12 protein-coding genes and 2 pseudogenes are annotated in these 22,017 nt (G+C 61.7%); 12 read left to right on the top strand and 2 right to left on the bottom strand.

Annotated features, from left to right (window positions below; all coding sequences use genetic code 11):
• The first annotated feature begins 533 nt into the window (after positions 1 to 533).
• The 3 genes from gmd to QX073_RS27205 all read left to right on the top strand — a co-directional run bounded on the left by gmd (position 534) and on the right by QX073_RS27205 (position 4,468).
• Entirely contained in the window at positions 534 to 1,616 is a 1,083-nt protein-coding gene (gene gmd, locus QX073_RS27215; protein WP_315716375.1) for a GDP-mannose 4,6-dehydratase, read from the top strand.
• A 532-nt stretch (positions 1,617 to 2,148) separates the two neighbouring features.
• The gene (locus QX073_RS27210; protein ID WP_315716374.1) at positions 2,149 to 3,390 is read left to right on the top strand and encodes an acyltransferase; all 1,242 of its coding nucleotides are present in this window, start codon (positions 2,149 to 2,151) and stop codon (positions 3,388 to 3,390) included.
• A 4-nt stretch (positions 3,391 to 3,394) separates the two neighbouring features.
• Positions 3,395 to 4,468 carry a hypothetical protein gene (locus QX073_RS27205; protein WP_316226678.1) on the top strand — a complete coding sequence of 358 codons (1,074 nt, stop codon included), beginning with the start codon at positions 3,395 to 3,397 and terminating at the stop codon, positions 4,466 to 4,468.
• A gap of 599 nt (positions 4,469 to 5,067) precedes the next feature.
• On the opposite strand, the pseudogene QX073_RS27200 reads toward QX073_RS27205, so the two are convergent.
• Positions 5,068 to 5,944: pseudogene (locus QX073_RS27200) on the bottom strand (IS256 family transposase); the annotation flags it as partial.
• 416 nt (positions 5,945 to 6,360) lie between these two features.
• Positions 6,361 to 6,564 carry a hypothetical protein gene (locus QX073_RS27195; RefSeq protein ID WP_315716372.1) on the bottom strand — a complete coding sequence of 68 codons (204 nt, stop codon included), beginning with the start codon at positions 6,562 to 6,564 and terminating at the stop codon, positions 6,361 to 6,363.
• A gap of 521 nt (positions 6,565 to 7,085) precedes the next feature.
• On the opposite strand from QX073_RS27195, the gene tnpA reads away from it, so the two are divergent.
• The 9 genes and pseudogenes from tnpA to QX073_RS27155 all read left to right on the top strand — a co-directional run bounded on the left by tnpA (position 7,086) and on the right by QX073_RS27155 (position 22,003).
• Positions 7,086 to 7,439, top strand: coding sequence for an IS66-like element accessory protein TnpA (tnpA, locus tag QX073_RS27190; RefSeq protein ID WP_409999236.1), 354 nt, complete (start codon positions 7,086 to 7,088; stop codon positions 7,437 to 7,439).
• A 63-nt stretch (positions 7,440 to 7,502) separates the two neighbouring features.
• Positions 7,503 to 8,271 (top strand): annotated as a pseudogene (locus QX073_RS27185) (transposase); the annotation flags it as partial.
• Positions 8,268 to 8,489 carry a hypothetical protein gene (locus tag QX073_RS27180; protein WP_315716370.1) on the top strand — a complete coding sequence of 74 codons (222 nt, stop codon included), beginning with the start codon at positions 8,268 to 8,270 and terminating at the stop codon, positions 8,487 to 8,489. The pseudogene QX073_RS27185 and the gene QX073_RS27180, both read left to right, overlap by 4 nt.
• A 693-nt stretch (positions 8,490 to 9,182) precedes the next feature.
• Positions 9,183 to 11,876: an FG-GAP-like repeat-containing protein gene (locus QX073_RS27175; RefSeq protein ID WP_315716368.1), complete on the top strand. Its 2,694-nt coding sequence runs from the start codon at positions 9,183 to 9,185 to the stop codon at positions 11,874 to 11,876.
• A gap of 145 nt (positions 11,877 to 12,021) precedes the next feature.
• A complete protein-coding gene (locus QX073_RS27170; RefSeq protein ID WP_316226677.1) occupies positions 12,022 to 17,406 on the top strand; it encodes an RHS repeat-associated core domain-containing protein in 5,385 nt (1,794 codons plus the stop codon).
• A gap of 22 nt (positions 17,407 to 17,428) precedes the next feature.
• Positions 17,429 to 17,764: a DUF1493 family protein gene (locus QX073_RS34470; protein ID WP_409998028.1), complete on the top strand. Its 336-nt coding sequence runs from the start codon at positions 17,429 to 17,431 to the stop codon at positions 17,762 to 17,764.
• A 302-nt stretch (positions 17,765 to 18,066) separates the two neighbouring features.
• Complete coding sequence (gene gspD / locus QX073_RS27165) at positions 18,067 to 20,316, top strand: type II secretion system secretin GspD (RefSeq protein ID WP_316200636.1); 2,250 nt, start codon at positions 18,067 to 18,069, stop codon at positions 20,314 to 20,316.
• A complete protein-coding gene (locus QX073_RS27160; protein WP_316200637.1) occupies positions 20,316 to 21,536 on the top strand; it encodes a type II secretion system F family protein in 1,221 nt (406 codons plus the stop codon). Before gspD ends, QX073_RS27160 begins: the two co-directional genes overlap by 1 nt.
• Positions 21,533 to 22,003: a GspH/FimT family pseudopilin gene (locus QX073_RS27155; protein ID WP_315716364.1), complete on the top strand. Its 471-nt coding sequence runs from the start codon at positions 21,533 to 21,535 to the stop codon at positions 22,001 to 22,003. The genes QX073_RS27160 and QX073_RS27155 overlap by 4 nt, the downstream gene beginning before the upstream one ends.
• Positions 22,004 to 22,017 lie beyond the last annotated feature (14 nt).

The raw sequence follows: 22,017 nt of genomic DNA, 5'->3' as shown, positions 1-22,017 counted from the left end.
CCTTTAAAGCCGTGGCTCCGAACTTGCTCCCGTCCAGACCCGGGCATGCAGAAAAGCAAGCGCATCAAAGCCTCTGATCTTGCATTCAATCTGGGGGGGGGGCGACTGAGCGGTCGACCGTCAAGGCGACCGTGGCATGCAGGATGTCCTCCTCGCGCAGTTGTCCCTTCGCCTGAGAATGGCAGCCGGTGTGAAGGAGCTAAACGTTATCGGTCGAGCTGCTGCCGGATTTCGCGCGACGATTTTGTCAGAGTTCCGTCCCGAAGCGGCTCGTGCCGGTTCTCTTGCGAATGGACACCCTGGCGTCCCCCTGAGTGTCAGCGGAGTTTGGATCGGTCAGGCTCGCGTCCATAGGGCCGGCCATTAGACTTTAGCGATCGCAAATGGTATCGCGTAGCGCAAGCTGGAATGGCTGTGCACGTGTATGACCAGAACACGAGGACAATTGTCATCCAGGGCGGGGTTTCTGGACTCCCTTTAATCGTTGAAAAAATGCCGAGCGCCCACGGCCGCGGCGGTGTCGAGTGGAGAAAATGGTGGATCAAGATCGTAAACGACGTGTGGCGCTCATTACTGGTGTGACTGGTCAGGACGGTGCCTACCTGGCTGAGTATCTGCTCGGACTCGGCTACACGGTCCATGGAATCAAACGGCGTTCGTCCTCCTTCAACACTGCTCGTGTGGATCATCTCTACCAGGATCCTCACGTCGGAGACGTCCCGTTTCTGATGCACTATGGCGACATGACGGACTCGACCAATCTTATCCGTTTGGTCCAGCAGATCAGGCCCACCGAGATATATAACCTCGCAGCTCAAAGTCATGTCGCCGTGAGCTTTGAGAGCCCGGAATACACCGCCAATGCGGACGCAGTAGGGGTCTTGCGGCTGTTGGAAGCTATTCGCATTCTCGGCTTGGAGAAGGACACGCGATTTTATCAGGCTTCGACCTCGGAGCTGTACGGTTTGGTGCAGGAGGTTCCGCAACGGGAGACGACGCCGTTCTATCCGCGGTCTCCATATGCAGTCGCAAAGCTATATGGCTATTGGATCACGGTAAACTACCGTGAGGCATATGGCATGTTTGCTTCCAATGGCATCTTGTTCAACCATGAAAGCCCCATACGCGGAGAGACTTTCGTAACTCGCAAGATCACGCGGGGAGTTGCAAGAATAGAAGTCGGTCTGGAGGACGCGATCTATCTTGGTAACCTCGAAGCAAAGCGCGATTGGGGGCACGCGCGGGACTACGTCAGGGGAATGCACGCAATCCTGCAGGCGGACAAACCGGATGATTTTGTGCTTGCAACGGGAGAGACGCGCTCTGTGCGCGAATTCGTTGAGCTTGCCTTTGGTGAAGTTGGTCGTCGCGTCGAGTGGCAAGGTGAGGGCGTCGACGAGGTGGGGCGCGATGTGGCTTCGGGCAAGATCGTCGTGCGCATCGACCCGGCCTATTTCCGCCCGACCGAGGTCGATCTCCTGATCGGAGATGCGACAAAGGCGCGGCAGAAGCTCGGTTGGACGGCGCAAACGAGCTTTCGAGATCTGGTGAAGGAGATGGTCGCCAGCGATCTGGCTGATGCTCGTCGTGATGTGAGCGGCAGCAAGCGCGCTTAGCGGCTGTAACCTTGAACATCGACCGCGGCAGAATTCACCGAGACTGAGGAGAATGTCATCGAGGCGTGCGGACTCTGAAGCCGCCGCCGGATCTTGGTGGGCGGGTGAATTTGCTTCCAAGCATCACCCTTGCCGACGGTTGATGACGGGGCAATCTCAGGTTGGTGGCGGGAGCTTCCGTGTACGTGTCGGAATCTGCCAGATGAGATATCGGCCATGACATGGGTTCGAGCTCAGCCAGCTGGCCAGACGACGACCAACCCGACAGCGTCCACTCGTGAGGGGATCCTGGATGCGTCGCATGGTCAGCTCTTGGCCGAGAACCAGGCGCGATCCCTGGACGAGCTTGAGGCCTCAGCCGGATGGGGCCTGGCAATGCTCCACATGTGATCCATTAGGGGGACGGGACTCTCTCATCTGTGAGATCTGAAAGCGCTGTGGCCAGGAGCCACGGGCGTCGGTGTCGTCTGCAAAGCCAATCATTCCAGCGAGACGCTCAATCGTCCATGCTCGACCTTGGGCAGGCGTCGCCGTGCTGCGAGATTGGCAGTTGCAAACCAGGGGTAGGCAAATTGAGCCGCGTGCATTAACAGAACAGCATGACCGTCTGTCAGAGGGCCGAGAGTTGAGTGGTCGCGATATTTCAGCACCCGAGAGCAAGAACATTCCTCACGTCCCTGCGCTCGACGAGCTGCGGGGGATTGCTGCCCTGATGGTGTTGTTCGCGCATCTCACCCATAATTTGACGAGAGGTGTCGACCCGAGCATTGGTGCATGGCTATACCCCTCCAATCCGTTCTTTGCCGTGCTTGCCGAAGGGCATGCGGGCGTATCGCTTTTCCTTGTTCTGAGTGGCTTTCTGTTTTCTTACGGCGCGCATAACCGCCAAGTTTCGTATCGAGGCTTTATCCGCAATAGAATCCTGCGTATTTTTCCTATGTACGTGCTACTGCTGTTTCTGGAAGCCTATACATATCCAGCTCAGTTCTCATTTAGCGCATTCGCGTCCAGCTTGTTCTTGATGGGGAATACTCCCGCCGGTCTCGCGGGCGGCGCGTTCACAATCCTGTTGTGGACCATATGTGTCGAATTTCAGTTCTATCTGGTCTTCCCTTTTCTGAATTCTTTCAAATTGAAATACGGGGTTAAGTACCTGGTTCACCTGCTGGGGCTTGCAATCCTGCTTCGCATTCTTTGTGTTGGTCTGGGTGCCTCTCCTCGCAACCTGTCGTACTTCACAATTGTGGGGCGCATCGATCAGTTTCTCATCGGGATGATTGCTGCTCATCTTTACCGAGAGGGTGTGTTGGCAACCAGGAAATCCGGAGTTCTTCTCGTCGGCGTATCCTGCCTCATTGTGTTGTCGCTTTTTGCGTTCAACAGGCTTGGCGGGTGGGAGCGAGACGCCAACTGGAAGGCTCTGTGGCACACCTATGAAGGCTTCCTGTTCGCCTCTTTGATCGTGATATATGTTCAGGCGCACGGATCGTTTCATGATTACTATACGACCTTGCTCAGGAAAATAGGACTGGTGAGCTATTCACTTTACCTGATCCATATGCCCATCCTTCTCATGTTTCAAAAGCACAATTGGTATTTGACGTTGACCGGAAGCCCGTATGTCAATGCGCTACTATCGGGAGTCTATCTCGTTCCTGTTGCGGTCTTGGTGGCTACAGCCACTTATTGGCTTATTGAGCGGCCATTCATCGATCTCAGGGGGGAGTACCTTAAGCCAGTTTCAGCTCCTGCTCGGTCGGCCAAAGTGGAATAAAGGCATGAAGTGGTTGCTGAGAGCGATATTGGCTTCGAACCTTGTGAGTTTGTGCTCCAATCAAGCAAGCGCGTTTGATTGGGATTACAAGGATGCCAGGTTTGACCTGAGCGCCTCGGCGATCTTGGGGGATCGAGCTGCTTTCGAGTCCTGGAGAAACGAGCCGCTCAATTACATCAAGGAGCAATTCGAGGGTGCAGTCAACGTCGCGCCGGAGCTGGTCGGTGTTCATGACCCGATGAAGAAGGCCGGTTTTGCGATCGAGCAGATCGATCTGCTGTTCCCCCATGTGGCTCAAGACGGAGCTGATCTTCGATATACCGTTGCCGTGGCGCGACCGGACAATCCAAATCCTGATCTGCCGACGATCGTGGCGATCAATGGTCACGGCGAGGTGGGCGGCGAGGGGAGCGGTCAGGCGCCCACAACGCTGTTCGACGATAATGGACATGGCGCGTATCTGGCTAGAGGCGGGTTTACCGTGGTTGCGTTTCCGAACACGATCCATGCGCCGTTTGCCGACCTTTCGAGGCGCGTGGACTATTCGATCATCTGGGCGAGGCTTGCGGATCTAGCGCTGACGCGGATAAAGCCTTTGCTGAACTCGAATCCCGACTACATTGGACTAGGAAACGCGGCTGGCGGACTAACGAGCCTTGTGTTGGCGATCGTTCGGCCGGATATCAAGGCAATGGCTGCGAATGGCGCGTTCTTCTCGCTCGAACATACGCGGCGGGAGTATCGGATCTTCACGCATCCATTCTGCCATGACTTTCGTGCGTTCTTTTCGTATTCCGCTCTCTATGCATTGCTCGCGCCGAAACCGCTACTGATCGAAGAAGGTCGGCGCGATGGTCTTTGGTTGGGTTATGGAGCGTCTCATCCTGAGTCCTGGTTCAGTGGCACGAAACGGGGCGCAATTAGTGATGAGACGATCGGAGCGTACCTCGAGCTGAAACAGATCTGGATGAAGTTTGGCTCGCTTATCGAGCTGGATATCCACGATAAGGGGCACGAAGATGTGGATACGTCAGAATTCGTTGGTTTTGTGCAACGAGTTCGTGCGGCTTCGCCTTGAAGACAGTCGGACGATCGATGCTTAGAAGTCTGATCTACTATCTCTTCGTAGCCGTTGCGGCTGCAGCTTGCAGCATTGGAGTGCTCTATTCTGCGGGGTGGCGTTCTCGCTCGCAGATCTCGGAGGTGACTGCGAAGGCACGGGCAGAGAGTCTTGTTCCATACTGCCTGGAGTCCGCCAAGGCCGATCCGTGGCGCTATTACTATCTTGGGAAGATGAAGAGCGCCTCGGTGGAAATGAGGGTCCAGGTCGTCAGGGCGGCCGGCTGGGCTACACCTCTCGGGCAGGATCAGCCGAATGGCTGGCTCGCCGAAGCATGTTTGCGCGAGCTTGATGTCAGATAGCACCTCTGCGGCTGCATCAAGGATGCGGTGTCCCAGAGGTGACCGCCGATACGGCCCAAATCGAGTGGATTTATGCAGTCGGTGAGTATCGCAGGTAGGCGGTCCACCGGTAACCAGCATCCGCAGCCCGTCTTGGCGGCATTGGCGTGGCGAGCTGAATGCGGTGAACCGCTGCCTTGTACGCTTCGACAGCTTCCATGAATGCGCGCCAGAGCCAGGCTCTGATTCGAAGAATGCAGGCTGGTCGCGTTGTCTGGCGACCGCCGGGAAGCTGACGGTGGGATCATCGCCCAAAGGCGCGGTGGTTCTTAGCGTCGTGCACCGTCCGCGCTGGACCGCCCACTCGTCGTTCTGCTCGAGCAGGATGGCGCCGACCAGGCGGGTGATAGCGTCCGCGTTGGGGAAGATGCCGACCACTTCAGTTCGTCGCTTGGCCTCGTCGTTGAGGCGTTCGAGTTGATTGGTCGAGTGTAGTGTGGCCCGATGCGCGGCGGAGAATCTCATATTGGCCGGCACGTCGGTCTCGGCCTCCTCGAGGAAGATCGCTAGCGTTGGCTATTGCGGGCGCAGCTGATCGGCGATGCGCCGCCGTTGCGTCCGCGCGGCTTTAGCGTCGTCCTGGGCAAAGGCGGTGGCAATGAAGGCGGAGACGACGCGTCGCCCGCACTTGCCGGCATGCGCCAGGGTGTTGCGCATGAAGTGCACGCGGCAGCGCTGCCAGGAGGCGTTGACGACCTTTGCGACCGTCGCCTTGATCCCCTCATGCGCGTCGGAGACGATGAGCTTGACGCCACGCAGGCCGCGCCGGGCGAGCTTGCGCAGGAATGCCGTCCAGAACGTCTCGGCCTCGGACGGGCCAATGTCCATCCCGGAGACCTTGCGCCAGCCATCGCTGTTGACCCCGACCGCGATGATCACCGCGACCGAGACGATGAGCCCGTTCTGGCGCATCCTCACGTAGGTGGCGTCGATCTACAGATACGGCCAGTCGCCCTCGATCGGCCGCGTGAGGAAGGCCTTCACCTTGTCGTTGATCTCGGCACGCAGCCGCGACACCTGGCTCTTGGAGATGCCGCCCATCCCCCCCCATGGCCTGCACCAGGTCGTCGACCGAACGGGTAGAGACGCCCTGGACATGTGTCGACCGCCGAGCTGCTGTCGCATCTATCGAGCTTGCGCATCGTCTGACTGCGAAGCTTGTCCAGAAGTTCGTCTCGGTCGACCAAACTTTGAGCTCCGTGACCGCCGCCGCCTCTAAGAAGTCGGCCAATACGCGCAATATGAGGAGAATGGCGACCGGCTCCCGCTGCTCTCGACTCAACGCGCGAATTGCGCGGCCGCTGGTCCCGCCGCTCTCAATTGTGATGTTGATTCTCGATAACGGTTGCGTGCCTTAGACCATGCGAGATGTGGAAACGAAGTCACGGGTTGAGCTACCAAGGCACCGGCAGACGAGGGCGGCGGGGCGGATGCCTTCGACCTGCGACGAACGGACCACATCTCGGCCTGCCCAAGGGGGTGAATTCATAGCGAGCGTTTCAGTCTGCTTCACGCCAGCGCAACACTGTCGAGACAGACGTTCTTATGCACACCGAAGCCCAGCAGATTCGGAGCAATCTTGTGGCTCAGTTCGGAGGTGCCGTTCGGGAAATGCCGCCGGGCCTCTGGAAGGTCATCACGTCCTCTGTTGCCACGGGGCGCGATGCCGGTTGGCAACCCGTCATGATGCTCGCAATGGATCCCCTGCTGCACGGAGGACCACCAGGATCTTTGTCGGCCGCCAATTTGGCCAGCGCGAAGAAGGCCAAGCAAAGAAGAAACAGCCCCAACATTAAAGACAATCGACGTAGAATCGGCACTCCGTTACCCCTCCCGCGTACCATCTGCGATGGCACGGAAGCTGGATTGCAGCCAGTCCTCTGTGGTTAGTAATGTGAATATAGCCAGTTGGTGTGGCCGGTGTGCCGCAGTCTCGATATCAAAAAGTAGCGATGCGCTTTTGCTCTCGTTAAAGTGGCGGCGTGTCCGCCAAGCTAGGGAGTTTGTGCAGACGAGTACGTCGGTCTCGGCGGAAGGGATATTATCAGTGCCTTGCACCATGTGGGCGTTGGGGTCGTTCCGGGGGAATGCAGCGGCAATGAGCGCCGAGAATGCGTAGCCGTCCGCTCTTGCCGTAACCCTCCGCCGAAGCCCGCCTTGGCAATTTGGTGTTGGTGCTGAGAACTGTCCTTATGGACAGAGATAAGGACCGTGCCCGGATCGGGCGACTTGAGGTGGTCGAGACGGGTCGGCGGCGGCGCTGGTCTGAGGATGAGAAGCTCAAGATCGTGCTGGAGAGCCTGCAGGGGGCCCGGCAGGTGTCGGCAACAGCCCGGCGGTACGGCATCTCACGTTCGTTGCTCCTCAACTGGCGACGGCCTCGACAGAATGAAGCTGGGCTGCGATTGGACTTCGTTCCGGCAAAGGTGGTTGCAGATCCAGTGGCCGCGCCTCTGCCGATCGAGCCGACCGTCGGCGGCGCAATTGAGATCGAGTTTGCGGCCGGAGCCATGATGCGGATCACGTGCGTCGTCGATGAGAGGACGCCGAAGGCTGCTGTTGCCGCATTGACGGACGGGCGGACGTGATGATCCCGAGTCCGTCAGGAGTGCGCGTGTGGATCGCTGCCGGCCACACCGACATGCGCCGCGTTGGCCATGATCATGTTCGAGAAGTTCGGCCAGCATCAGCCAATGAACCGCCAGGCCGAGCGCTACGCTTTGGAAGGCGTGCCGATCGCGCTGTCGACGATGGCGGACGCAGTTGGATCGGTCTGTGCCGCGCTTGATCCCCTGCTGCGCCTGGTCGAAGCCCATGTCATGGCGCCCGCTCTTCGTCATGGCCGACATCGAGGAGAACGCGCGACGCAAGGCTTCCGGCAAGAAGGACATCCCGCTCTCGCCGATCGCGGTCGAGATGATGCGACGGATCGATGCGCTGTTCGAGATCGAACGCTCCATCAATGGCAGGAGTGCCGAGGAGCGCGTTCGGGTGCGGCAGACGCTGAGCCGGCCTCTGGTCGAGGATCTGCAGGTCTACATGCGCGAGCAGCTCGCCAAACTGTCCCGTGGCCACGACATCGCCAAGGCGTTCAACTACATCCTCAAGCGCTGGACGAGCTTCACCACGTTCCTCGATGACGGGCCGATTTGCCTCTCGAACAATGCTGCTGAGCGTGGCCTGCGAGGCATCGCTCTCGGTCGAAAATCCTGGCTGTTCTGCGGCTCCGATCGCGGAGGTCGGCGCGCCGCGGCCATGTACAGCCTGATCGTCACGGCCAAAATGAACGGCATCGATCCGCAAGCCTGGCTTGCGGATGTCCTCGCGCGCATCGCTGCTCATCCGGCGCATCGGCTGGATAGATTTCTGCCCTGGAAGTGGGGGCCTCAGGCCAAAGCGCTCTCGGCTCAAGCAGCATGACCACGCACGTCAACAAAGTGCATCACGTCACCACCGTGGCCAAGGTCGCGAAGGACCTCGGCGGAGATGAAGACTGGCTGCAGGACGTCGCCAGTGAAATGGACATCGAGGACGGCGTCATCTGGGTCTACGTCGTCGCCGACGACGACGTCATGGCCCTCACCGACTTCGGCATCGAGAACTTGATCGAGATCCTCAAGATGCGCAGGGAAATCTGAGAACCGCTGACCCGCTGACAGCCAGCGGCTGCTTCCTCCGCGGCCTACGACGGATGCTTACCGTGTTTTCCGAGAACGCGAAATTGATGCGCGTTCCGCGGGAGCTGGACATGCCCGATTGGTTTGAAGGGAAAGCGGAAACCGATTCCTCGGGCCGTGTCGATGCTGCAGCGCTCTGATCCAGCGCAACGTGTGCAGGTCGGCTTCTGACGTGAGCTGCAGACCTGCGGGCGGTGCAAGGCTCACAAAGGTCGGCATCGAGTTCACAGCGAGGCAGGGCGTGCAGCAAAAGCGTTGAGTCTGATTCGTCCAATTCGTGCACGCGCGAGGACGTCATGGAGTTATTCTGTACTCAGCGTTGTGTGTCGTGTCGTCGAGTGCGGCGATGGGTGCGTCATGCGAACAACCTTTGCTCGCAAATGTAGAGGAGGGTGCGGCACCTGGAGATGTAGGTTGTATTTATAGACCATGCTCATCCACATGTTGTGAAAAAATTCGAATGTCAGTTGATCGTGAAATACAAATAATGTCTGTTGTGTTTCGGGGTGTATAGAGACTGCGGGGGCAGGGGTGACGAGAGATCTGGAGTTCGGCGCTCGACGTCGTCGCGCGCGTAGAGCAATCAGTGCTGCGCTTGCGTACGCGAGTGCATTTTTTTGTTTTCAGAATACAACTATAAGTTATGCCGAGACAATGTCGCTACCGGGAAAGGTCTCGGTCGGCCAGAGCGGCTCTGCAAGCTATTCGCTTCCGATCGCGCTGCCGCCGGGATCTGCAGGTGTCGCGCCATCTTTGTCGCTCGACTACAACAGTCAGGGCGGAAACGGCATCGTCGGGGTCGGTTGGTCGCTGGGGGGCTTGCCCTCGATCGGGCGTTGTGCCCGGACTATCGTGCAGGATGGCGTGCTGGGCAGCGTCAATTTCGATGCAAACGATCGCTTCTGTCTCGACGGGCAGAGGCTTGTTGCAGTGAGCGGCGCCTACGGGGGCGAAGGTACCGAATATCGGACCGAAGTCGAATCGTTCTCGAGGGTGATCTCGCATGGAGTCGCGGGTACCGGCCCGTCGTGGTTTGAGGTTCGCACGAAATCGGGGCAGGTCATGGAATTTGGCCATACGACCGATTCGCAGATCCTTGCGGTTGGTAAGTCGACCGCGAGGGCCTGGGCCCTTAGCAAGTTGACCGACACGAAGGGGAATTATTTGAGTCTGACCTACAATGTCGATGCGGCAAACGGCCAGGCCTTACCAAGCAGGATCGACTACACGGGAAACGGTGTCGCCGGGGTCAGTCCATATAATTCTGTTCAGTTTACCTATGCGTCGCGACCGGACGTCATTCAGCATTACCAGGCTGGGTCTATCGTCCGAACTGTAGTTCGCCTGACCAATGTGAAGACCTATGCCGGTGCAAATATGGTCTCGGACTACCGACTTTCCTATCAGCAGAGCAGCACGAGCGGCAATTCCGAATTGACATCAGTGACGGCGTGCGCCGCTTCGGGAAATTGTCTTCCGGCAACGACGTTCCAGTGGAGTAACGGTGGCGGCGGGTCATTCTCGCCGTCTGTTGCGACGAATCCGAATAATCTCGTCGCATCGTCATACGTGCGAATGCAGTATTGGACGCCGGTTCTGATGGATCTTAACGGCGACGGAAAGACCGATTTTGTCCTGACGAAGAACAAGTCGATTTTTGCGTATCTGAGTAATGGCGATGGCAGCTACACCAATGTGAATTCGACGCAGAACGTCTGGGACTTCGGCGGCTATCCGGCCGCGGTGTATGTGACGTTCGTTGGAGACTTCGATGGAGACGGGAAAAGCGATTTCGCTTTCGTGAACTCATCGCAGATCTTTCCGTTTCTGGGTAACGGTGACGGCACGTTTCGCGTCGGAGTCGTTCAGACTCCGGCCAACTGGCCCATCTTGGATCAGGGTTCGTTCGCTCCGATTTCCGGCGATTTCAACGGGGATGGCCGTACCGATTTCATCCTGATCAATCAGGATTATCTCTACGAGTGCATCAGCAATGCAGCTGGTTCGTTTGGCTGCAGCTCGATCTGGATCAATAATGGATGGAATTTCGGGAATCCGAATACCCGTTATGTGCCGATCACGGGCGACTTCAATGGTGATGGCAAGACCGATTTCATCATGCTTGGAGGCACGACGCTTTACGAGGCGTTTGGCAACGGCGACGGCACCTTCAGTTATCGGCAGATTGATCTAACCAATGGCTGGCGGTTCGGCTGGCCCGAGGATGGAATCCCCCCGTCCGATTACATGCCTGTCGTGGGCGACTTCAATGGAGATGGTAAGACTGACTGGCTGATGCTCAAAGCGGGGACGCTCTATATGTTCCAGAGCAGGGGGGACGGCAATTTCGACTACGTGCAGATCGCAATTCCGGGATGGAATTTCGGTACTCCGCCGACGACCGGATTTGACGTGATTGCCGGTGACTTCAATTTGGACGGTAGATCCGATTTTGTTCTGATCGGGGGTAATGGGCCATATATCTACCAGTTTCTGAGCAAGGGAGATGGATCCTTTGCCTACAATACGATCTCCATGCCAAACAACTGGAACTTTGGAGCGCCGCCGAGTGCCAACTACTTCGTGTTTGGGGGGGACTTCAACGGTGACGGGCGGTCTGACTTCGCGCTGATGGACAACGGTTACATCTACACTCTTGCGGCGAACGGCGGCTCGGGCGATCTCGTCAGCCAGGTGACCAGTGGGCTCGGTGCAACGGCATCGATCACCTATACACCTATGACTAGCCGATCAGTCTATACCAAGGACACGAATGGTAGCTATCCCATCCTGGACATGCAGATGGCCCTCTACGTGGCGTCCAGGCTGGACCAATCCAACGGCGTCGGCGGTACCTACAGCTCGTCCTACAGCTATGCAGGCGCCAAGCTCGATTTGGGTGGTCGCGGCTACCTTGGCTTTCGCCAGATGACTGTGAAAGACCTGGCAACCGGCATTGCTGACACGACGACCTTTCGTCAGGATTTCCCCTTCATCGGCATGGTGTCCTCAGCTACCCGAACGCTTGGCGCGCAGACGCTCGGCCAGTCGGTCAACACCTATCTGTGCCTGAACGTAGGCGGTGGGACGGGAATCAGTCCGTCCAGTGCGCCATACCGTGTCTTTCTGACGCAAAACACGTCTAGCGGCACGGATCTGGATGGCTCTGGGCTGCCGACGGTCACGACGACAAATCAGTATGACGACTTCGGCAATGCGACACAGGTCGTGGTGGCGACGCCCGATGGTAACAGCAAGACCACGGTCAACACGTACGCCAATGATACGTCGAACTGGTATCTCGGCAGGTTGACGCGGGCGACAGTCACGAGTCGCAGACCGCAATAGCGGCCCATCTTCCCCATTCAGATCGAAATCGAGCTCACGCTGGCCGTTGCAGGCCGAGGAATTGACCATGTTCAAGGCCGTGTCATTTCGTGTGTCGCGTTCAAGTCGTTTCGCTGGTTTGAAGAGGCTGGCGCTCGCTCTGTTGATGAGCTCCGCCGTCCCGTCAGGCGCCGGCGCTGCGCAGATATTCCTCACCAGCGGCTCGACCTGGACGGTCCCGAGTGATTGGAACAGCGCGAACAACACCATCGAGGTCATCGGCGGCGGCGGCGGCGGCGCGGGGTCGAACGCGTCGACGGAAGGCGCCGGTGGCGGCGGCGGCGGTGGCTATTCGAAGATATCGAATCTCCCGTTGCAGCCGGGCGCCTCGATCACCTACCGGGTGGGTGCCGGCGGCGCGGGCGGCAGCGCCGCGAATGCCGGTGCCGGTGGAGGTGACACCTACTTCAACGGGTCCGGAACGATCTGTCAGGCGCAGTCGGTCTGTGCCAAAGGCGGCGGCGCGGGGCTGAACAGCAGCGGGTTGAATGCGGCGGCTGGCGGGCAGGGCGGCGCGTTGGCCAACGGCATCGGGACCGTAAGATATTCAGGCGGCGCCGGTGGCAATTCGGGGACCAGCAGCAACGGCGGCGGCGGCGGCGGCGGAGCCGCGGGCCCGTTGGGGCATGGCGGCAATGGCGGCGCCTCCGGCCAGAACGGCTCGGGCGCCGGCGGCGGCGGCAACGGCGGCGGCGCGAGCGGTGTCGGCGCCGGCGCCGGCGGCAACAACAACTCCGGCGTCGGTGGAGGAACTGCAGGCTCCGCCGGAGCTCCGGGCGGCAATGGCAGTGGTGGCGGTGGCGGCGGGGCGGGCTACTGGAATGCCAGCGCCTGGGTGAATAATGCCGGCGGCAGCGGCAGCACCGGAACGGAGTGGGACGCCTCCCATGGTTCTGGAGGCGGTGGTGGCAGTGGGGCAGGCGGCGGCGGTGGCGCCGGTGCCGCGAACGGCGCAGCCGCGCTTTATGGCGCGGGCGGCCCCGGCGGCTCCGGCAACAACACCGCCGGCATGCCCGGTGCGTCCGGCATCATCGTCATAAACTACACGCCCGCTCCGCCGCCGCCCTCATCGGCAACGCGGATTTATCTGACGAGCGGCTCGAGCTGGACGGTCCCGAGCGATTGGAACAGCGCGAACAATACCGTCGAGGTGATCGCCGGCGGTGGTGGCGGCGCCGGATCCAATGCCTCTTCCGAGGGAGCAGGCGGCGGTGGCGGCGGCGCCTATTCGAAGGCCGTCAACCTGTCGCTGCAACCTGGCGCGAGCGTCAGCTATCGGATCGGTCTTGGCGGCGCTGGCGGCGGCGCCGCCAATGCAGGCGCGGGCGGTGGTGACACGTATTTCAATGGCACCGGCACCACATGTCTGTGGCAGTCGGTCTGCGCCAAGGGCGGGAACCCTGGGCAGGCCAGCAGCGGCCTCAACGCGGCCGGTGGCGGTGCTGGCGGCACCGCAGGCAGCGGCGTCGGCACGGTCAAATACTCGGGCGGCGCTGGCGGCAACTCCGGTGCGAGCAGTAATGGTGGCGGTGGCGGCGGCGGCGCTGCGGGACCGAACGGCAATGGCGGCAATGGCGGCTCCAGCGGACAGAACGGCTCGGGCGCCGGCGGCGGCGGCAATGGCGGCGGCACGAACGGCGCCGGCGCGGGCACGGGCGGCAACAACTACGTGGGAACGGGAGGCGGTAGCGCAGGCACGATCCGCGTTCCCGGCGGTGTCGGCAGCAACGGCGGCGGCGGTGGTGCGGGCTATTGGGACGGCAGCGCCTGGATCAATAACGCTGGTGGCAGCGGCAGCACCGGGTCCGAGTGGGATGCGACACATGGCTCGGGCGGCGGCGGTGGCAGTGGTGGCGGCGGCGGTGGCGGACCAGGCGCAGCGAACGGGTCTGCGGGTCTCTACGGCGCCGGTGGTCCGGGCGGCTCCGGCGTCAACACGGCGGGAACGGCCGGCGCGCAGGGCATCATCGTCATCACCTACATGCCGTCGACCGGCTCAGGGTCAGGATCGACGCCGGTCGCCGACATCTACACCATCACCCGGACATCGTCGTTCTCCTACGACGCTGCCTCGGGATTGCTGACGCAGGAAGTCGTCGAGCCAGATACACCGGCGGCGCGGTTGCAGACCGATTATGTCTACGACGCTTTCGGCCACAAGCAGTCGGTGACCGTCAGCGGTGCCGATATCGTCAGTCGTTCGAGCTCGAGCACCTATGATGCGCGGGGGCAGTTCGGCACGTCGAACACCAACGCGCTCGGGCAGAGCGAGAGCTTCCAATATGACCTGCGTTTCGGCCAGCCGACCAGCCACACCGGACCGAACGGTCTGACCACGACCTTCAGCTATGACGAGTTCGGCCGCAAGACTCAGGTCGTGTCGCCGGACGGCACCCAGACCCGCTGGTCCTACCAGTTCTGCAGCGGCGTCAATGGCGGCACCGCGAGCTGTATTTCAGGCGCGAGCTATCTGATTCAGGAGACCTCCTACGCAGCCGACGGCTCGACCGTGATCGCACCGGTGGCGACCGTGTTCTTCGATGCACTGGAGCGCGAGATCGGTCGCCAGACCCAGGGCTTCGACGGCAGCATTGTCCAGGCCACCAAGGCCTATGATGCACTCGGACGGGTGACGCAGACCAGTCGGCCGTATTTCGCGAACGGCGGCACGCCGCGCTATACGACCTTCACCTACGATACGCTGGGCCGGGTGGTGACGACGACGCAGCCAGACGGCAGCGTGTCGCTGGCGGCCTTTCATGGTCTCACGACCACTGAGACCAACGCGCTCAACCAGACGCGCACGACGGTCAAGAACAGCCAGGGCCAGGTGGTCTCTGTCACCGATGCGCTCGGCCAGACATTGACCGCCGCCTATGACGCGGTCGGCAACATGGTGCAGACCACGGATCCGGTCGGCAATGTCGTCACTGCGAGCTACGACATCAGGGGGCGCAAGATATCGAGCTCCGATCCGGATCTCGGCGTCTGGAGCTACACCTACAATACGCTGGGGCAGCTGACCACGCAAACCGACGCCAAGGGGCAGGTCGTCAGCATGAGCTACGATAAGCTGGGGCGGACGGTGCAGCGGGTCGAGCCGGACATGACCTCGGTCTGGACCTACGACACCGCCGCCAATGGCATCGGCAAGCTGGCCTCGACCGGCATCACCTCAGGCTCCGGCAACGGCTTTGCCCGCAGCGTCAGTTATGACAGCCTCGGCCGTCCCTTGCAGGTCGTGACCACCATCGATGGCGCGACCTACACTATGGGTGCGACCTACGACGCCAACAGCCGGCTGACCAAGGTCAGCTATCCCTCCGGCTTCACCGCGCGCTATGGCTACAACAGCCTCGGCTTCTCCAACCTGCTGCAGGACGATGCCAGCGGCCAGTCCTACTGGACGGCCTATGCGATGGATGCCGAGGGGCACCTCACCCAGCAGACGGCAGGTAATGGCCTGGTCACGACCCGTGGCTTCGATCCGCTGACGGGATCGCTGCTCAGCATCGCCACCGGCGTCAACGGCGCCGTGCAGAACCAGAGCTTCGGCTACGACCGGCTCGGCAATCTCACCTCGCGGAGCGATGCCAATACAAATGTCAGCGAGAGCTTTGTCTATGACGCGCTAAGCCGGCTGACGACGTCGACCACCAGCGTCAACACGGCGCCGCTGGTCAAGACGTTCGCCTACAGCCCGATAGGCAACATTCTGACCAAGTCGGATGTCGGCACCTACACCTATCCGGCGGCGGGGCAGCCGCGCCCCCACGCGGTCACCAGCGTCTCGGGTGGCACGATCAGCGCCACCTTCACCTATGATGCCAACGGCAACCAGACCTCCGGTCTCGGCCGCAGTATCGTCTACACTTCCTACAACAAGCCCGCGAGCATCACGCAGGGGGCGCGGACGATCTCCTTCGTCGACGACACCGACCACCAGCGCGTCAAGCAGGTGACACCGGAGGGCACGACGCTCTACATTGCCGCCTTTGGCGTCGCGGCCGAGGTGCAGAACCCCGGTACGATCACACAGAAATGGACCGACTATCTCCTGGTCGGCAACGCTAGGGTCGGCATGCGCGTGGCGCAGACATCGGGCAGCGGCACGACGGTCACCACGCGCTACTTCCATACCGACCATCTTGGCTCGATCTCGGCGATCTCAGACGAGAATGGCCTGCTGGTCGAGCGCCTGAGCTACGACGCCTGGGGCAAGCGCCGCAACGTCGACGGCTCTGACGATACCACCGGCAGCATCACCAGCCAGACCACGCGCGGCTTCACCGACCACGAACAGCTGTCGGTCGCTGGCCTCGTTCACATGAACGGCCGTGTCTACGATCCACTGCTGGCACGCTTCACCAGCGCCGACACGGTCACTCAGTTTCCGTTCAGCACACAGGGCTGGAACCGCTATTCCTATGTCGGCAACGACCCCCTGACCTTCACCGATCCCAACGGCCACTGCATCCTCGGCTGCTTCTGGAATGCGATCGGCAAGGCGTTCAGCAGCGCTTGGCGTGCAGTCACCCACTTCTTCCAGACCAACGCGATTGCTCGGTCGATCCTGCAGATCGCGCTGACGATCGGCATGGGAGGGAGTCCGATCGCGGCTGGTTTGGCGGCGGCGATCGTGACCGGCCTGTCCGGTGGCAATCTGGGCGATATCATCAAAGCCGGCGCAATCGCGGCGATGTCGACATTCGCGTTCCAACAACTCGGTGGCGCCACCTTCGCTGGGACGCTTCCGTTCGCCAGCAAAGCGTTCGATCCGGGTCTCTATCTCGCGAATGTCGCAGGCAGTGCTGCTATCGGCTGCGCGTCTGCTGTCGTATCCGGCGGATCATGCGGGGCGGGAGCCGCTGCTGCGGCGGTGAGTGCTGCGTTCAATCCGCTGACGAATACGCTGTTCCCTGACGCGAGAACGAATATGGGAGAGCGTATAGGAGGCACTATTCTGCAAGCGGCTGTTGGCGGCCTCGCCGCGGTCGCGGGTGGCGATAAGTTCGCCAATGGAGCTGTGACAGGAGCATTTCAGTACTTAGCAACGCTAGGTCTTGAGAAGTTCGAAGAGCAATCCAAGCCGGAACCGAGACAGTTGATTATGGCAGGCGCAGAGGTACTTGCGTTTGATAAGAACGATCGCAGCACTTGGCAGTGCCTGAAGTCGTGTGCTTATGATCAGCTCGGGTTGGATACACTATTCGGGACAGCATTAGTCGGGGCAGGCCAGCCTATCCTTTCTAAGCCCGTGGTCCTCGGCGGCAGCTCAGAGGGTACGTCAATTGCGTCAAAGTATCTTTCCGAATGGTTTCCAGAGCGGCTACCGTTCCGGGTTTGGGCGCCGACTACCGTAAATCCGTGGGCTCGGTCGATGGTCGTCGGTCGGATAGCCGGACGATGGGTGCCTTTCGTGGGTTGGGGTATCGTGGGCTACGATGCGGCAAGGATTGGATACTGCACATATCAGTGTGCGTCGAAGTGACAGATAGCAGGGAGATGTGACTATGGCGCAGGAACTGGCGGAGGGTGATGTTTACAATCGTATCTTATCCTTTGTAGTTCGAGAGACGAATACGCGAAGGTCGCTAACGGAGCAAACAGACATAGCAAGAGATCTTGGTGTAGACGGGGATGACGCTGTTGAGTTTCTTCAACGGTTCCAGTCCGAGTTCGGAGTCGATATGTCTGGATTCCGGTTTGATCAGTACTTTGGCGGCGAAGGCTTCAGCCTGATAGGATTCTTGAGGGGGCTCTCATCAGCTGCGCGGAAGAAGCCGCTAACGATCAAGATGTTATGTGATGTCGTGGCAAGAGGTCGGTGGACAGCAGGGCTGCCATGAAATGAATTACTGTGACGCTGCACTTAATTAGTTGGGCTCCGGGTTTTGGAAGGCCCGCAGGCTCCTCGGACAGGCGGAGCTAAGAAGGCGGGCGCTCGAATCGCTGCAATCATGGGTTGTGTCGGGCCAAATTCTTTGGAGCGTTCGGCGAAAGGGTGTGCATGACTCGCCGGGACGTCGCGCATTCAATATCCCTCGCGATCAAAACCGCTTAAACTGCGGCGGTTATTAGTTGTTCGGCAGTCGGGCTGCGTGGGGGCGGGGTGGTTGTGTTGCGCGGCGGGGGTCGCAGAATTCGGTTGATGGCGCTTCCCGTCGTGCTGGCGCTGTCGGCGTGCCAGACGATGGAGGAGGGCGCGTCGTCGTTCGCCTGGAGCACGAGTGGTGCGGATGCCGGAGCGGCGGCGCAGGCGCGGGCGGCGATGCGCTCGCCGGCTGCAGGCGCGCGTGCGGGCAAGGTGTCGGGTTCGCCGCTGCTCGACGACAACAGAGGCGGGCCCACGACGATGGTCGAGGGCACCGGGCGCTTCGTCGGCGAGTCGCCGACGGGGGCGGTGTCGCGGGGCGCGGAGGATGTTGCTGACGGCGTCACTATCAATCTTGCTGGCGTCCCGGTGCCGCAGGCGGCGAAGACGGTGCTCGGGGATATTCTCGGGGTGAAATACACGGTCGATCCGGGGATCGAGGGGCGGATCACGATCCAGACGCCGAAGCCGGTGGCGCGGGCGGCGGTGATCGATCTGTTCCAGGCGGCGCTGCGGGCCAACAATGCGGTGGTGGTCAACAATCGCGGGATCTATCGCATCGTGGCGGCGGACCAGACGGCGGTGTCGGCGGCGTATCGCACCGATGATCCGGCCGATGGCGGCGAGATGGTCGGCAACGGGCTGCAGGTGGTGCAGCTGAAATATGTCTCGGCGTCCGAGATCAGGCGCGTGGTCGAGCCGATCGCGCCGCGCGGCGGCGTGGTGCGGGTCGATGATGCGCGCAATCTGATCACGCTCTCGGGCAATCGTCAGGAGATCGCGGCGATGATGGATGCGATCGCGCTGTTCGACGTCGACACCATGAAGGGGATGTCGTTCGCGCTGATCCCAGTCAAGACCTCGGCGCCAGATGCGATCGCAAGCGAGCTGAAAAGCGTGTTTGCCTCAGACCGCGACGGGCCGATGGCCGGCATGGTGCAGTTCGTGCCCAACAAGCGGCTGCGCTCGATTCTGGTGATCTCGCCGCAGGTCCAGTATCTGCGCCGCGCCGAGACCTGGATCCGCAAGCTCGACGCGCAGGCGCAAGGGTCCGAGAAGCAGCTGTTCACTTATGCGGTGCAGAACCGGCGCGCGCAGGAGCTGGTCGACGTGCTGCAGTCGATGTTCCCGACGGACACCCAGACCGCGACGGCCGGGCGGCGTACGGTGGCGCCGAACTATCAGGAGGCGAGCGTGCAGTCGCAGCCTGCATCGTCCGGCGGTGGGTTCTCCGGGGCATCGTCATCGGGATTCACCGGCGGTCTCGGATCGTCCAGCGGCGGGATGGGGGGACTGCGGACCCCGGCGCCGACCACGTCCACGCCCAGCGTCACGGCGGCGGCGCCCGCGCCCTCCGGCCGCGACGGCGATGCGGATGGGCCGCGGCTGCGGATCGTGGCCGACGAGGCCAAGAACGCGATCCTGATTGAGGCGGCGAATGCCGATTACAAGCGCGTGCTGCAGGTGATCGAGCGGCTGGATCAGATGCCGAACCAGGTACTGATCGAAGCCACCATCGCCGAGGTGACGCTCAACGACGAGCTGCGCTTCGGCGTGCAATGGTACATGCAGAAGCACAGCTCGAAATTCACCCTGACGGAGGCGGCCTCCGGCGCCGTCAGCTCGGTGTTTCCCGGCTTTTCCTACGCGCTGACAGCGGCCAACATCGCCGCCACGATCGACACACTGAACCAGATCACCAACGTCAACATCGTGTCCTCGCCGTCGCTGGCGGTCATGGACAACAAGCCGGCGGTGCTGCAGATCGGCGATCAGGTGCCGATCACGACGCAGTCGGCGACCGGCACCCTGACGCCCGGCGCGCCGATCGTCAATTCCGTGAGCTACAAGGATACGGGCGTGATCCTGTCGATCATCCCGCGCATAAATGAGAGCGGGCGGGTGCTGCTCGACATCGAGCAGGAGGTGTCGAGCGTGGCGCCGACCACGTCGTCGAACATCGATTCGCCGACCATCAGGCAGCGCAAGATCAGGACATCGGTGGTCGTGAACGACAATGACGCGCTGGTGCTGGGCGGGCTGATCCAGGAGGGCCGCACCACCGGCCGGAGCCAGCTGCCGATCATTGGCGACATCCCGTTCATCGGCAATTTCGCCGGCAGCCGCGACAACGTCATCGGCAAGACCGAGCTGATCATCCTGATCCGGCCGCACGTGATGCGCAGCCTCGACGAGGCGCGCAGCGTGACCGAGGAGTACCGCCACTTCATGGCGATCGAGGGCCCGCATCGCCGTCCGCCGGTGCGGCGGCGTGTCGAGGACACCGGACGCAGGATTCTCGACTGATGCCGCGCTTCCGCTATCGCGCCTACGGCACCGACGGCTCCTTCGCGGAGGGGACGATCGAGGCCGCGTCCGCGGATGCGGCGAGCGCGACGCTGTGGGCGCAGGGGTTGTCGCCGTTCCAGATGCAGGCCGCCGATAGCGCCGGCACGGCATGGTGGAACCGCGAGATCACGCTCGGCAACGGCGCGGCGCGCGCGGACCTCTTGGCCTTCACGCGCGAGTTCGCCACGCTCTGCGCGGCCGACATTCCAATGGACGACGCCTTGCGCATCGTGCAGACGCAGGCCTCGGCAGCGCGGCTGCGCACCCTGGTCGAGGCACTGCTCGCCGATGTCCTCAATGGCCGCCCGTTGTCGGAGGCGATGCAGGGCCAGCCGCGCATCTTCCCGGCCGACTATGTCGCTGTCGTGCGCGCCGGCGAGAGCGGCGGGCGGCTGGCACAGGTGCTGACCGAGCTCGCCGAGCTCCTGGAGCGGCGGGCGGAGATCCGTGCGCGCATCCAGTCGGCGCTGATCTATCCCGCGATGCTGATCGTGCTGAGCCTCGCAACGCTCGCGATCATCGTTGGCGGCGTGATCCCGTCGATGGCCCCGATCTTCACCCAGAGCGGCAAGCCGCTGCCATTGACCATCCAGCTGATGCTGGCCTTGAAGGCGCATTGGCTCGAGATCGTGGTCGGCGGCGTTGCCGCCATCGTGGCTGGGGGGGCGGTCGTCGCATTCGTGCTGGCCGATCCCGGCCGCCGCCGGCGTCTCGACCGGCTCGCGCTGCGGCTGCCGCTGTTCGGCGGCTTCCTGCTGCAGCAGGACACGGCACGCTTTGCGCGCACCCTCGGCACGATGATGATGGCCGGCGTGCCGCTGATCGCGGCTACGAAATCGGCGAGCGACGTCGTCGACAACCGTCATCTCCGCGCCGGCATGGAACAGGCGATCGAGAAGGTCCAGCAGGGCACAGCGCTGCACCGCGCGCTGCGCAACGAGGTCGCCTTGCCGGCCGTGGCGCTGCAGATGATCGCGGTCGGCGAGGAGGCGGGCAAGCTCGACCGCATGCTGTTGCGCGTGGCGCAGATGCTGGAGAAGCAGCTGCAGACCAGCGTCGATCGCTTCATGGCGGCGTTGACGCCGGCGATGACGGTCGGCATCGCATTGATCATCGGCGCGCTGATCATGCCGGTGATGAACGCCGTCCTCAGCATCAATGATCTGGCGGGGCGATGAGCGCGCGGGCGGCAGTGGGACGGGACGAGGCGAGCGCCGGCTTCACGCTGGTCGAGATGCTTGCCGTGCTCGTCATCCTGGCGCTGACGGTATCCGCCGCCGTCCCTTTGCTATCACGCGGCGCCGGCACCGTGAGCCTCGATGCGGCGACAGGCGAGATTGCGTCGGCGCTGCGCGCCACGCGCTCCGCTGCGATCGTGCAGAACCGCGTGATGACCCTGAGCATCGACGTCGACCGCCGGGCCTTCAGCTCGGATGTCGTCCGGCCGCGCACCTTCGCGCCGGACATCCAGGCGAAGCTGACCTATGCCGCCGCGACGCGCGTGGGCGCCGCCGTGGGCGGCTTCCGGTTCTTTCCGGACGGCTCGTCGACCGGCGGCGATCTGAGCCTGGAGTTGAACGGGCATCATATCAGGCTCTGTGTCGAATGGCTGACAGGGACGGTGCGGACCGCCGCGACGTGTTGAGGGGAGGGGACGAT

The organism is Bradyrhizobium sp. SZCCHNS3052, from assembly GCF_032484495.1.
In the GTDB taxonomy this organism is placed as follows: Bacteria; Pseudomonadota; Alphaproteobacteria; order Rhizobiales; family Xanthobacteraceae; genus Bradyrhizobium.
Note: the sequence above shows the minus strand (reverse complement) of the source record. Positions and strands in the feature narration are given on the sequence as shown.

Coding starts and splice junctions, on each gene's coding strand:
- gmd (WP_315716375.1), top strand. CDS start 534: ATGGTGGATCAAGATCGTAAACGACGTGTGGCGCTCATTACTGGTGTG.
- QX073_RS27170 (WP_316226677.1), top strand. CDS start 12,022: ATGAGCTCCGCCGTCCCGTCAGGCGCCGGCGCTGCGCAGATATTCCTC.
- gspD (WP_316200636.1), top strand. CDS start 18,067: ATGGCGCTTCCCGTCGTGCTGGCGCTGTCGGCGTGCCAGACGATGGAG.
- QX073_RS27175 (WP_315716368.1), top strand. CDS start 9,183: ATGTCGCTACCGGGAAAGGTCTCGGTCGGCCAGAGCGGCTCTGCAAGC.
- QX073_RS27160 (WP_316200637.1), top strand. CDS start 20,316: ATGCCGCGCTTCCGCTATCGCGCCTACGGCACCGACGGCTCCTTCGCG.
- QX073_RS27205 (WP_316226678.1), top strand. CDS start 3,395: ATGAAGTGGTTGCTGAGAGCGATATTGGCTTCGAACCTTGTGAGTTTG.
- QX073_RS27180 (WP_315716370.1), top strand. CDS start 8,268: ATGACCACGCACGTCAACAAAGTGCATCACGTCACCACCGTGGCCAAG.
- QX073_RS27155 (WP_315716364.1), top strand. CDS start 21,533: ATGAGCGCGCGGGCGGCAGTGGGACGGGACGAGGCGAGCGCCGGCTTC.
- QX073_RS34470 (WP_409998028.1), top strand. CDS start 17,429: ATGGCGCAGGAACTGGCGGAGGGTGATGTTTACAATCGTATCTTATCC.